This window comes from Pseudofrankia saprophytica (genome assembly GCF_000235425.2).
Lineage (GTDB): Bacteria > Actinomycetota > Actinomycetes > Frankiales > Frankiaceae > Pseudofrankia > Pseudofrankia saprophytica.
Window position 1 is genome coordinate 1,292,086 of sequence record NZ_KI912267.1, and the last position, 12,508, is coordinate 1,304,593.

At 71.2% G+C, this 12,508-nt stretch carries 9 protein-coding genes; 5 read left to right on the top strand and 4 right to left on the bottom strand.

Annotated features, from left to right (window positions below):
* Positions 1-114: 114 nt before the first annotated feature.
* The 3 genes from FRCN3DRAFT_RS0239920 to FRCN3DRAFT_RS0239930 all read left to right on the top strand — a co-directional run bounded on the left by FRCN3DRAFT_RS0239920 (position 115) and on the right by FRCN3DRAFT_RS0239930 (position 3,182).
* Positions 115-897: an enoyl-CoA hydratase/isomerase family protein gene (locus FRCN3DRAFT_RS0239920; protein WP_007506749.1), complete on the top strand. Its 783-nt coding sequence runs from the start codon at positions 115-117 to the stop codon at positions 895-897.
* Between the two features lie 4 nt (positions 898-901).
* Positions 902-1,861, top strand: coding sequence for an SDR family oxidoreductase (locus FRCN3DRAFT_RS0239925; RefSeq protein ID WP_007506750.1), 960 nt, complete (start codon positions 902-904; stop codon positions 1,859-1,861).
* Between the two features lie 106 nt (positions 1,862-1,967).
* On the top strand, positions 1,968-3,182 hold the full coding sequence (locus tag FRCN3DRAFT_RS0239930; protein ID WP_007506751.1) for an LLM class flavin-dependent oxidoreductase: 1,215 nt from the start codon (positions 1,968-1,970) through the stop codon (positions 3,180-3,182).
* A gap of 84 nt (positions 3,183-3,266) precedes the next feature.
* Here FRCN3DRAFT_RS0239930 and FRCN3DRAFT_RS0239935 read toward each other — a convergent pair whose 3' ends face one another.
* From FRCN3DRAFT_RS0239935 to FRCN3DRAFT_RS0239950, 4 genes are all read right to left on the bottom strand, one after another.
* Positions 3,267-5,588, bottom strand: a complete 2,322-nt coding sequence (locus FRCN3DRAFT_RS0239935; RefSeq protein WP_007506753.1) for a WD40 repeat domain-containing serine/threonine protein kinase — start codon at positions 5,586-5,588, stop codon at positions 3,267-3,269.
* 458 nt (positions 5,589-6,046) lie between these two features.
* On the bottom strand, positions 6,047-7,180 hold the full coding sequence (locus tag FRCN3DRAFT_RS0239940) for a lipocalin family protein (protein WP_035931217.1): 1,134 nt from the start codon (positions 7,178-7,180) through the stop codon (positions 6,047-6,049).
* Between the two features lie 772 nt (positions 7,181-7,952).
* The gene (locus tag FRCN3DRAFT_RS0239945) at positions 7,953-8,747 is read right to left on the bottom strand and encodes an enoyl-CoA hydratase/isomerase family protein (RefSeq protein WP_007506755.1); all 795 of its coding nucleotides are present in this window, start codon (positions 8,745-8,747) and stop codon (positions 7,953-7,955) included.
* An 88-nt stretch (positions 8,748-8,835) separates the two neighbouring features.
* Complete coding sequence (locus tag FRCN3DRAFT_RS0239950) at positions 8,836-10,149, bottom strand: ABC transporter substrate-binding protein (protein ID WP_007506756.1); 1,314 nt, start codon at positions 10,147-10,149, stop codon at positions 8,836-8,838.
* Between the two features lie 300 nt (positions 10,150-10,449).
* Here FRCN3DRAFT_RS0239950 and FRCN3DRAFT_RS0239955 point away from each other — a divergent pair, with 300 nt between their 5' ends.
* Positions 10,450-11,505 carry an NAD(P)H-dependent amine dehydrogenase family protein gene (locus FRCN3DRAFT_RS0239955; protein ID WP_007506757.1) on the top strand — a complete coding sequence of 352 codons (1,056 nt, stop codon included), beginning with the start codon at positions 10,450-10,452 and terminating at the stop codon, positions 11,503-11,505.
* A 197-nt stretch (positions 11,506-11,702) separates the two neighbouring features.
* On the top strand, positions 11,703-12,506 hold the full coding sequence (locus FRCN3DRAFT_RS0239960; protein WP_007506758.1) for an enoyl-CoA hydratase/isomerase family protein: 804 nt from the start codon (positions 11,703-11,705) through the stop codon (positions 12,504-12,506).
* The last annotated feature ends 2 nt before the right edge of the window (positions 12,507-12,508 follow it).

Below are 12,508 nucleotides of genomic sequence, written 5' to 3' on the forward strand. Positions count from 1 at the left end.
GGCCGCTCGCGTCTCACTTCTGGTGGCCGTGAGCCGCGGTCCGCTCCGGGGCCAGAGCGCCGGTCGCTCCTGGGTCGGCTTCGCGGCCGTTGGTGAGGCGGAAGGCGTGCGCACATGGCTGACGAACGGGTCCGGCTTGAGATCGACGGGCCGATCGCCACGATCACGAACAACAACCCGGGCAAGCACAACGCCTTCGACGACACGATGGACCTCGCTCTTTTCGAGATCCTCGACGAGCTGGCGGCACGACGCGACCTGCGAGCGGTGATCTGGCGGGCGGAGGGGAAGTCGTTCTCCTCGGGCCGCGATGTCGCCGCGATCGGTGGCGGCGCCGTCGAGATCAGCCACCACGAGCTGATGAAACGCGGCCACCGCGGCATCCTGCGCGCGCTCGACATCGAGGCACCGATCCTGGTCGCGATGCAGGGCTGGTCGATTGGAGCGTCGTTTCAACGGGCCCTGATCTGCGACATCCGGGTTGCCGCCCAGGGAGCCCGGATGATGCTGCCCGAGCTTGGCTACGGCGTCATCCCGGACACCGGTGGCATCGGCCGTCTCTACCAGATCTGCGGCCACGGCGTGGTGAGCGACCTGGTGCTCACCGGCCGGGCGATGGGCGCCGACGAGGCGCTGGCGCACGGCGTCGTCTCCCGGGTCGTGCCGGCCGACGAGCTCGACAGGACGGTGCGCGAGATGGCCGAGAAGATCGCCGCCGCGCCGAAGGTCTCGGTGAACATGGCGCGCGGCGTGATCCGCCATCTCTCGGAGCCGGCGCTGCGCTCGTCGATGGCGGACGAGCTGATCTTCCAGACGTTCATCAGCAGGTCGGACGACATCGCGGAGATGCGGACGGCACGGGCCGAGGGGCGCCCGCCCCGATACACGGGGAGCTGACGACATGACCGGCAACGGACCCACGGGAACGAACCCGACCGGCGGCGCCAGCGAAGCAGGCGGGACCGGCGGGACCGGCGATGTTCAAGGCGTCATCGGGCTGTCCGAGCCGCCCGGCGCCGGCGAGAGCGCGTTACCGCCCGGCACCTTCGAGGGCGTCGCGGTCGTCGTGACCGGCGGCGGCACCGGGCTCGGCCGGGCGATCGCCACCGAGTTCGCCCGTCTCGGCGCGGCGATCGTCATCGGCAGCCGGAAGCCGGAGCATCTCGACGCCGGCCGGGAGGCCATGGAGAAGCTCGGCGCCCCGGTCCTCGCGAGCCGCTGCGACATCCGCGACCCCGAGCACGTCGCCGACCTGTTCGACGCGGCGGAAGCCGCGTTCGGCCTGCCCGGCGTGCTCGTCAACAACGCGGCCGCCAACTTCCCCGTTCCGGCCGAGGACATGTCACCGAACGCCTGGCGCACGGTCGTCGACATCACCCTGAACGGCACCTTCTTCTGCGCCCGCGAGTTCGCCCGCCGGCTGATGGCCGCCGGTCGGCCCGGCTCCATCGTCAACGTCGGGGCGTCCTACGCCTGGACGGGTGGACCCGGCTTCGCCCACTCGGCCGCGGCCAAGGCCGGGGTGAAGAACATGGTCGAGACGCTCGCCGTCGAGTGGGGGCCGTACGGGATTCAGGTGAACGGGCTGGTTCCCGGGCTCTTCCCGCACGAGGACATGACGACCGACATTCAGGCCAACCTCGCCCGTACCCATGACAAGGCCGTTGCCCAGCCGGCGATGCGGGTCGGCCGGCCGCGCGAGCTCGGCTGGGCGGCGACGTTCCTGGCCTCGCCCTATGCCCGGTTCATCTCCGGGCACACGCTCGTCGTCGACGGCGCGAACTGGCAGCGCCGGGCGCTGACCAACCCGGCGGTGGTCACCGTTCGCGACCAGATGGGACGCGGCCCCTTCGTCCCCTGACCACCGTTCGCCGTTCGCCGTTCGCCGTTCGCTGTTCGCCGGCCAACGGCCGCCGGCCAGCGGCCACCTGACCGCTCACCTCGCTTCTCGTCGCCGGAGGCTCGTCTTGTCCCTGTCCCACACGATCACCAACGAGGTCGCGGCGGGAGCGCGCTGGCCACTGCGGTTCGGCATCTTCCTGGCGCCGTTCCACCAGGCCGGCCGCAACCCGACGCTGCTGCTCGAACAGGACCTGTCCCTGATCGAGCACCTCGACCGGCTCGGCTTCGACGAGGCGTGGATCGGCGAGCACCACTCCGGCGGCTGGGAGATCATCTCGTCGCCGGAGATCTTCATCGCCAGCGCCGCCGCGAGAACCCGCCGCATCCGGCTCGGGACCGGCGTCGTCTCGCTGCCCTACCACCATCCGCTGCACGTCGCCGACCGGATCGTCCTGCTCGACCATCTGACCCGCGGCCGGGTGATGCTCGGCGTGGGCCCCGGCCAGCTCGCCTCCGACGCCCACATGCTCGGCATCGACACCAACCGGCAGCGCGAGATGATGGAGGAGTCCCTCGAGGCCGTCGTCGCGCTGCTCGCCGGTGATGAGCCGGTGACCCGGCAGACCGACTGGTTCACTCTGCGGGACGCGGTGCTGCAGCTCGCCCCCTACACCCGACCGCGCCCGGAGATCGCCGTGGCCGCGACCTTCTCCCCCGCCGGCCCGCGCACCGCCGGCCGGTTCGGCGCCGGGATGCTCTCCATCGCCGCGAGCCAGGCCGCGGGCTTCGACATTCTCGGCTCCCATTGGGAGGTCGCGAGCGAGACGGCCGCGCGGCACGGGCAGACGATGGACCGGCGCGGCTGGCGGCTGATGGGCCAGATGCACCTGGCCGACACCGTCGAACAGGCCGCCAAGGACGTCGCCTACGGGCTCACCGCCGTGCAGACCTACCAGTCGAAGGTGCTGCCGATACCGTTCGACCCGTCGACCCCGCTGGCCGAGCGCATCGAGCACGGCAACGCGACCGGCTCGTTCATCTGCGGCACCCCGGACATGGCGATCGCGCAGATCGAGCGGTTGTGGCAGCAGTCCGGCGGTTTCGGCGGCTACCTGCTCCTCGCCGCCGACCTCGCCGACCAGGAAGCCACCCGGCACAGCTACGAGCTGTTCGCACGTGAGGTGGTCCCACATTTCACCGGCGCGTCCGCTGCCCCGCTCGCCTCGGAGAACTGGCAGTTCGGCAAGTCGGAGACGTGGCGCAACCAGACCGCCGCCGCCATCGGCAAGGCCGTCCAGGACCACGCCGCCGCCACCGCTCCCGCTCCGGCGGCCGGCTGACCCACCTCGCGACCCCACCCTCGACGACCGTCACCGGGGAGGCCGCCACGTCTGTCGCGGCGGCCTCCCCGACCAGGTCGCCCGTCAGCGGTAGGCCCAGAGCTGGATGGCGCCCTGCCGGTCGGCGGTCAGCAGGGCCTGGCCCTGCTGGATGAACGCGGCCACGGCCTGGTAGTGCGCGTTGGGAGCGGTGGACGTGGCCCGGGGCCGGGTGGGGTTTCTGACGTCCCACAGGCGTGGCGGCAGCGTGGCGGACACGGCCAGCAGCCGGGTCCCGTCGGGGCTGAACGACACCTGCGGCCGGTCGTCATCGCCGCCGCGGCGGCGCAGCAGGGTCGCCCGGGCGACCGGCTCGGCGGGGTCGCTCACGTCCCACAGCGCGACGCCGCTGTCCGTGGCTCCCGTCGCCAGCAGCGTGCCGTCGGGGCTCAGCGCGAGGCGCGCGACGGCGGACCCACCGGTCTCGATCCGGCCGAGCACGGTCGGCTGGGCGGGCTTGGCGCCGATGTCCCAGCCGCTCACCATCCCCTGGCCGCGGTTTCCGTCGGCCGTGAACAGGACGCGCCCGCGTGAGCTGAACACGACGTCGGACGCCGGGATGCCCAGCGTGGCCAGGAGCCTGGGCCGGTCCGGTGAGCTGACCTCCCACAGCCACACGTTGGCACCGGTCGCCCGGCCGGCCGCGACGGCGAGCAGCCGGCCGTCCGGGCTGAACGCCAGCCTGCCCGTTCCCGCCGGCAGCGTGCTCAGCTGCCGCGGGGTGGACATCGGGCCCAGCCGCACGTCCCACAGCTCCACGGCCTGACCCGCGGCGGCCAGCATCCGGCCGTCGGGGCTGAACACGGCCGTCCGGTACGCCGGATGGGAGCCGGAACCGAGAACGGCCGGCCGCACCGGCGAGAACAGGTACCACATCCGGACGCCGGTGTCGGTGGCCGCGGCGGCCGTCGTGCCGTCCGGGCTCACGGCCAGGTCGCCGGCGAGAATCCGGCCGGGGTCGGTGGAGCCGCGGGGAGTGAAGGTCGGCAGCCGCCGCAGCCGGCGCACCAGCAGGACGACGCCCGTGAGGACGATGATCGCCAGTCCGGCGGCCGGCACCCCCGAGAACAGCCCCACCACGGCGGCCAGAAGCAGCCCGGTGACGGCGATGGCGACCGGGCCGAAGCTCCGCCGCCGGCGGCGTCCCCGTGGCGCGGGCACGATCAGGGACGGTCCCGTCCCGTCGCGGCGGCTGTCGGGCGCCGTCCGCTCGGCGGGCGGGCGCGGCGTATGCGGCCCCGACTGCGGGTGCGGTCCCGGCGGCGTACGCGGGCCGGACGGGGTACGTGGCCCGGACGGGGTATGCGGACCTGGCGGCGTACGCGGGCCAGACGGCGAGCGCGGGCCAGACGGTGTGGACGGGCCGCCAGACGGCGTGTGCGGACCCGGCGGCGTGCGTGGACCCGTGGACGCGGGAGGCGGCTGCTGGGGCGGTGGGAGCCGCGGCGACGTCGGGAGGTTCGGGTTTCCGGTGGGCGCGGGGAACCGCCTGGGACCGTCGGGGACGGGCTCGTCCGCGCCTGGGTGGGGAAGCTCCAGCAGCAGGCTGTAGAGCTCGGTCGCCGTCGGCCGTTGCTCGACCTGCTTGCTCATCGCGCGGGCGACGACCGCGCGCAGCGGCCCGTCGAGCGCGTCGAGCGGCGGCTCCTCGGTCACGATGCGGTAGGGCACCAGTTCCTGCGGGCCGTCGAACGGGGTCCGCCCGGTGGCGGCGAACAGGACGATGCCACCCCAGGCAAAGATGTCGACCTTCGGCGTCGGCAGCTCGCCACGGACCTGTTCCGGCGCCATGAACGCCGGCGTGCCGAGGCGACTGAGCTCCTGGGTGATGACCGACGTCGAGTCCAGCGCGCGGGCGATCCCGAAGTCGATGACTCGCGCGCCGGTCGGCGAGAGCAGGACGTTTCCGGGCTTCAGGTCGCGGTGGATGACGCCAGCGCGGTGAATGACCGTCAACGCCGTCGCGACGCTGACCGCCAGCTGCTCGAGCGCCGCACCGGCAAGCGGGCCCTCCCGCGCGACGGCCTGGCTGAGCGTCGGGCCGGGAATGTAGTCCGTGACGAGGAACGCGGGCTCGCCATCCGGGTCGGCATCGAGCAGCTCCGCTGTGCAGAACCCGCGGACCTTGCGGGCGTTGCCCACCTCCCGGCGAAAACGCGCGCGGAACTCCGGCTCCTCGACAATGTCCGGACGGATCAGCTTGACGGCGACCCACCGCCCGTTCACGGTGTCCTGCCCGAGGTACACCACGCCCATCCCACCGGCGCCCAGCAGGCGCCGCAGCGTGTACCGCCCGACGACGCGGGGATCTTCGGCCCGCAACGGCCTGCCGACGTCCAGGACCTTCTCTGACGGGTCGTCGGCCATCAGCCCACCAGCCGGGGTCCGCGCCCAGCGCCCCCGGCGCGCCCGTCCCCGCGCATCGTGGTACTCCCCCGAATCAGCCTGCTCACCCTCGCCGAGCCCCGTCCGACAAGAGGATGATGGCAGCATTCCCGTCCGCCCGCGCATGCACCCACGCGAGCGGCGGCCCTCCTGAAGCGGCTCCCTGGCAGCCACCAACGCCAGCCAGCTCCGATCACAATACGGGCCACACGCCGACCGCAAACACCCCTCCCGCCGAGGCTCTTCTCCCACCGTTCTTTTCCACGGCACGGGACCGGTCTGTGGTATCTCCCGTCTTCGTCCGGCCTCGGCACAGGACACAGGGAACCGGGCGGCGGGCTCGCCAGCGCGAGCCCACCGCCCGTCGAGGTCAGGATCCGGGAGCGGAATCAGGATCCGGGATCAGGATGTGGGATCAGGATGTGGGATCAGGGTGGTGGTTACAGCCCGAGGAGGTCCAGGACGGACTGCCAGACGTAGCCGTGGCCCGGCATCTCGATGTACGGAATGACCTCGGCGTAGGCCATGCCGGTAACGGCCTGGCCGTTGATCGTGCCGCCCACGGTCGCCGTGCCCTCCCAGTACTGGCCCACCGGGACAAGGCTGCTCCACACCTCCTGGTCGGGCAGCTGCGGCGTCACCGACAGCGTGCCACCGGGGACCGTGACCGTCGATTTTATGGGATAGGTGATATTGGTGTTCGGGCTGGTCCAGGTGCCGGTCGTGGTGCGGCTGAGCTGCGCGGGCGGCAGGTTGGTGGTCGACCCGTTCGGCTGGACGAGCGTCCCGACCGTCTGGACGTAGTTGCCGTTCTCGTCGCGGATGAAGTAGAGCATGTACTGGGTGTTGTTGGAGAGCTGGATGCTGTACCACTCCCAGCCGCCCTTGCCGGGTGTCCAGTCACCCCACTGGTGATCCAGCCAGGCGGTGCCGGTCACCTGCACCGGCATGCCGTGGTCGAACAGTGTCCCGTTGACCTTCAGGTTCGTCTGCGAGTAGTAGCCCGACTGCCCGAAGGGTCCGTAGGGAATGATGCCCGCATTGCCGTGCAGCGCGGCCGGCGTCGACTGGCTGGCGGTCATGCTTCCGAACGAGTAGCTGAGGTCCGAGAAACCGCCGGAGAAGTGGTTGACGCCGTTCTTCCCGTCCATGTGCACGGACCCGACGGTGAAGTTGTAGCCGCCGCCGGGCGGGACGACGTCCGGCTGGATGCTGTAGATCTCCTTGGTGCCCTTGTAGGTTCCCCGGGTGAGGTCCGAGATGGCGAAGTTCACGTTGTAGATGGTCGCGACGGGCGCCGTGGAGATCCCGTCATTGCGGACGACCATCGTCTCGAAGCCATAGGAGTGGCTCTTGCCGAGGAGGTCCTTGCCGTTGAGGTGGCCGGTGATGTACCACCATTCCATTCCGGCGTCGACGTGCGGGGACTCGTCCGCCGGCAGCGACACAGGATGGTACGTGATCGCGGATGCCGGCGACGCTCCCGCCGTGAACAGCACCAGCGAGCCGGCCAGCGCGGCTAAAGCAGCCGCGGCGAGTCTTCGGAACCGTGCTCGCCTCGCCCGCGAGCCCATAGATGAACGCACGACAACGTTTCCTTCCGTCGGGTGGGGAAGAACGGCGCGGAGGACAGAGCTCCGCGCCCCTGGGCGGACACTCAGGCCGCCAGGCTCATAGGGATGTCCACGGCAAAGGGCCCGCGCAGGCGAAAACGCCAGGAGCCATCCAGTCGAGAAGCAGCTCGACTACCAACCGCGACGATCAAACGGTAACCGAAATATGTAAATGCTTCAAGGACGTATCGTGCACGAGGTAATCGGCTCGGTTGGCGCCACGGCCACCAGCGAGCGAGCACGCGTCAATCCATGATGAACTCGCGAAATCGCATTTGCCCATTTTCGGGCGGATATGCGTGCGCGGCCGATGGGCTCCCGCCCCGGCCGGGCAGGGCGATCCAGGTCCAGTCCCGCCGGATTGGTCAGACGACCAGCTCGACGGCGCGGCCGGAACGGGTCCCACGCCAGGTACCGGCGGCGCCGCCAGCGCCCTGACGCCGAGATGGCGGCATGGACACCTTTAGATATTCTGTCGAGCGACACCGTCGTGCCCCTGACGTCTTCCGGCCGGCCGAAGTCGGTGCGGCCAGAATCCGCCCGGCCGTAGTTCGCCGGCCGGAATGTCAGGGGCAGGCCGTCGTCCGGCCCGCGGCCCACGGGCCCGCATCCAAGAGAACGGTGAACGTTCGCGGCCGCGCAGGATCATGGAGTCCCGTCGGCGGCGGACAGCGGAGAGGGCGGGCGCTGCCCTTCCGCGCCCGCCCTCTCCGCTGTCAGTGAGGCGTGGATCCTAGCTGCCGGTGAAGCGCGGGTCGCGGCGTTCGAGGAAGGAGCGGATGCCCTCGGCCATGTCCTTCGTCGTGTAGGCGATGTGCTGGGAGCGGGCCTCGTCCTCGACGGCCTGCTCGAAGGTGAGCGCGCCACTCGCGTCAAGCTGACGCTTGATGAGGGACAGCGTCGTCGTCGGGCCGGCGGCAAGCCTGCGGCCCCAGGCGGCCGCGACCTTCGGCAGGTCGTCCGCCGGGACCACCTCGTTGACCATCCCCCAGGCCAACGCGTCGCTCGCCTCGACGATGTCACCGAAGAACGCGATCTGCTTGGCGCGGCGCAGCCCCACGTGCCGGGGCAGCGTCCACGACGTGCCGCCGTCGAGCGCGAGGCCGCGCCGGGCGAACACCTCGCAGAACCGGGCCTGCTCGCTGGCGACGACCAGGTCGCACGCGAGCGCGAGCCCGAGCGCCACGCCCACGCAGACCCCGTCGACGGCGGCGAGCGTCGGCTTGGGCAGCCGGTGCAGCCGGTTGATGAGATCGCCGACGATCCGCATCTCGTGCAGGATCAGCTGCCGGCCGCGGCCAGTGAGCCCGCTCGCGTCGTTCCCTTTCGGCGACAGGTCCGCGCCGGACGAGAAGTTCCCACCGGCCCCGGTCAGCAACAGCGCCCGGTCCTCCGGGTTCAGGGCGACCTCGGTGAGGATCCGGTCGAGGTCACCCCAGCTCTCGGCGTTCAGCGCGTTCTTCTTCTCCGGGCGGTTGAACGTCACGGTGACGAGACCGTCGTGCCGCTCGACGAGCGTGGACGCCATGAGGGTTCTCTCCGGGTCTACTCGATGGGAGCCGGGGTCGGTGGGAGCGGAATCCGCGGGAGCGGGATCCGCGGGAGCGGGGACTGGCTCAGTCCTCGATCGGGGAGACACCGGTAGGACGGTAGGGAAGCGTGGGCTGGCCCTTCGCGTCCAGGCTGGTCAGCAGCGCGCCGCGCACGCAGACCGCCGGCGTCTGCGGATCCGCCTTGCCGTTGCAGCGGAACTTCAGGCCAGGCCCCGCCGGTACCGGCTTGGCCGGCATCGCGTGGAGCTTGTCTGCGATGGCGGTCGGGGTCAGCTCGCCGGTGAACCCGTCGAGCCCGTCCCGCAGTCCCATCATCGTCATGTAGATCGTCAGACCCATCGAGTTGGAGAGGTCGACCTTTCCCTTCGCGTAGGTGTCGACGATGGCGTGCCACTGCTTGATGTCGGCGTTGCCCGCGTCACCGTCCGCGACCGGCGTCGCGATGACGACGCCCTTCAGGTACGAGCCGACCGCCTTGCGTGTCGCGTCGGTGATGCAGCTGTACAGCGCGCTGATCGGCCCGGTGAAGTTGATGGCGCGCAGGCCCTGGAACGCGGCGATGCAGAAGCTGTCATTGCCGATGACGTGGACCTCGGTGTCATCGGACTTGATGCTCGCCAACTGTGGGGTCATGTCCGCGGTGCCCGGCGGCACCGGGATGACGGTCACGTCGATTCCCGCCTTCTTGAAGAGGTCCTTGCCGGCCTCGTCGTAGAAGGCGGTGGCCTGCGGCACGTCGATCACGACGACGGCCACCTTGGTGACCTTGTGCTCCTTGGCGACACCGATCGGCTGGTCCGCCAGCCCGGTCGCCGAGCTCACCATGACGAACGTCCGGTCCTTGTCGTGCAACGCGTTCTGCTCGGTGGTGCCGTAGATGAACATCGGGATGTTGGCGTCGTGCAGCGGCTTCCACACGTTCCCGAGGCTGGACGTCTCGCCGAGAACCGTGACCGCCACGTTCTCCTGGACGAGCTGGGCGGCGCAGTCGGCGGCGGCGCCCGGGTCGGAGTGCGTCTCGCAGGGCACCAGCTGGATCGGCCGGCCGCCGAGCCCACCGCGGTGGTCGTTGAGGAACTTCGCGACCGCGTCCGCGGCGGACAGCTGGATCGAGTTGTCGAGAGCCGGCCCCTTCCCGTCGCTGATCACGCCGACCTTGACCGGGGTGCCGCTCGCCGGCTGCGCCGGGCCCAGCGCCGCGACGCCGGTTGGCTCGGCCGGCGCGGCGTCCTTCCCGTCGTCACCGCCACCGCCGCAGGCCGCGGCCGCGACCACGAGCGTCGTGGCGACGGCAGCGGCCGTCAGCCACCGTGGCCCGCGCCGCCGTGGCCGGGGCACGTCTCTCGCTAACTCACCGATCGGCGAGGAGTCGTCCATGGCTTGTCCCTTCGGGTCGACGGTGCGGGCGCTGACCGCTGCCCGCGGTGTCGAGCGGACCGGCCGCCCGCCCGGGCGGTGCCAGTCCGCGGATGCACCCGAGCCGGCCAGATAGTACCGGGACGCCACCCTTAGTATCTAGATGTTTTGCGGGATCCCTTCGCGGCGATCTTCCCACACCGTGACCTGCGCGAGCGCAGGCGACCCCGTCGTTGCACGCTCCGTTAGATATAGATATTTTCGAGCGGGTCGGACCGGGCAGGCAGCGCGGCCCGGCGACACGGGAGCAGGAGGTGGACGGTGCTTCGGGTCGTACAGTGGGCCACCGGGGCCGTCGGGCGGCACGCGATACGCGCGGTCCGCGACCACCCCGACCTCGAGCTGGCCGGCGCGTTCGTCTACAGCGACGCCAAGGCCGGCCGGGACGTCGGCGAGATCGCGGGCCTGGACCCCATCGGGGTGACCGCCACGAACGACCCCGACGAGATCGTCGCGCTGGACGCCGACTGCGTGCTGTACATGGCCCAGGGCGAGATGAACCCGGCGGGCGCCCTGGACGACATCTGCCGGCTGCTCGCCGCCGGCAAGAACGTCGTCTCCACGGCGGTCACCAGCCTCATCTACCCGGCGAGCCTGGAGCCGGCGGTCGCCGCGCGGCTGGAGGAGGCGTGCGCCGCGGGCGGGACGTCGTTCCACGCCACCGGCATCGAACCCGGCTGGGCCTCCGAGGTGCTGCCGCTGACGATGTCGGCCCTGTTCGCGCGGATCGACACGCTGGTGGTCCAGGAACTGCTCGACTACTCGTCCTATGACAGCCCCGGGATGATGTTCGACATCATGGGGTTCGGCCGGGCGCCCGACGCTCCCGTGCCGCTCGCGGATCCGGTGCTGGCCGGTTCCGTGTTCCGCGCCCCGCTCCTCCTGGTCGCCGACGGGCTGGGCGCCACGATCGACGACTTCCTCTACGACCGCCAGGTGGCCGTCGCCGACAGCGGTTTCGACATCAAGGCCGGCCGCGTCGAGGCCGGGACGGTCAGCGCCCAGCGGTTCTCGGCCACCGCCGTCATCGGCGGCCGCCGTGCGCTGACGGTCGAGCACATCACCCGGGTCGGCCAGGGGCAGGCTCCGGACTGGCCCACCGGCCGCGGCTGGAAGGTCACCGTCGAGGGCAGCCCCTCGATGGTGCTGGAGGCAAAGATCGCCATTCATGGCGAGGACGAGAACGACCAGGGCTGCCTGGGCACCGCCATGCACGCCGTCCACGCCGTCGCCCCGGTCTGCGCGGCCGTGCCCGGCATCCGGACCTTCCTCGACCTCCCCATGATCAAGGGCCGCCACATCCTGTCCCAGCGGTAGGCCACCAGGTCACGCCATCCGAACCGGCGGAACGAAGCCGGGCGGAACCGGGCCGGGCGGGACCGGGTCCGCCCGGGCTGGCCGAGACCTGCCGGGACCTGCCGGGACCTGGCCTGGCCTGGCCGGTCCAGATCGGGTCCCGGCCAGGCCTCGGTCCGCGCCCGATCAGACGACGAACGATGCGGGAGGCTGCCGCCATGGGATACGAGACCATCCAGTACGAGGTTCGCGACCGGATAGCGACGATCACGTTCGACCGGCCGGACCGGCTCAACGCCCTGTCCCCCGAGATGATCCGCGAGCTGCGGCAGGCGTACGCGGACGCCGAGGCGGACGGCGACGTGTGGATCCTGGTCGTCACCGGGAACGGGCGGGCGTTCTGCGCCGGCGCCGACGTCGGCGAGATCCCGGACGACGGCCGGGTCGTCTACGACGAGCCATACCTGTCGACGTATCCGCAGTGGGAGGCGCCCCAGGAGGGCACCCCGCCGTTCCGGAGCATGACCAAGCCGATCCTCACCGCCGTCAACGGGCTGTGCTGCGGCGCGGGGCTGGACCTCGTCACCACCGGCGACATCGTCATCGCCTCGGACCGGGCCGAGTTCTTCGACCCGCACGTCAGCATCGGCCTGGTCTCGGGCCGTGAGGTGGTCCGGCTGGCGAGGGCGCTGCCGACGAACATCGCGATGCGGATGGCGCTGATGGGCCGCCACGAGCGGATGAGTGCCGCGCGCGCCTACGAGCTGGGGCTGGTCTCGGAGGTCGTCGAGCACGACCGGCTGCTGGAGCGGGCCACGGAGCTGGCGGGCATCGTGTGCCGCAACGCGCCGCTGGCGGTACGCGGCACACGACTGGCGATCCGCCAGGGCCGCGACCTGCCGCTGCGCGAGGCCGAGATCATGGGCGAGGCGTATCGGGAACGGGTCGTACGCACCGACGACGCCAAGGAAGGCCCGCGAGCGTTCCTCGAGAAGCGCCAACCCGCCTGGAAATGCCAGTGACG

Bases quoted from the DNA above. Each gene is read 5' to 3' on its own strand.
- FRCN3DRAFT_RS0239920 (WP_007506749.1), top strand. From the start codon at position 115: ATGGCTGACGAACGGGTCCGGCTTGAGATCGACGGGCCGATCGCCACG.
- FRCN3DRAFT_RS0239925 (WP_007506750.1), top strand. From the start codon at position 902: ATGACCGGCAACGGACCCACGGGAACGAACCCGACCGGCGGCGCCAGC.
- FRCN3DRAFT_RS0239935 (WP_007506753.1), bottom strand. From the start codon at position 5,588: ATGGCCGACGACCCGTCAGAGAAGGTCCTGGACGTCGGCAGGCCGTTG.
- FRCN3DRAFT_RS0239940 (WP_035931217.1), bottom strand. From the start codon at position 7,180: ATGGGCTCGCGGGCGAGGCGAGCACGGTTCCGAAGACTCGCCGCGGCT.
- FRCN3DRAFT_RS0239945 (WP_007506755.1), bottom strand. From the start codon at position 8,747: ATGGCGTCCACGCTCGTCGAGCGGCACGACGGTCTCGTCACCGTGACG.
- FRCN3DRAFT_RS0239950 (WP_007506756.1), bottom strand. From the start codon at position 10,149: ATGGACGACTCCTCGCCGATCGGTGAGTTAGCGAGAGACGTGCCCCGG.
- FRCN3DRAFT_RS0239960 (WP_007506758.1), top strand. From the start codon at position 11,703: ATGGGATACGAGACCATCCAGTACGAGGTTCGCGACCGGATAGCGACG.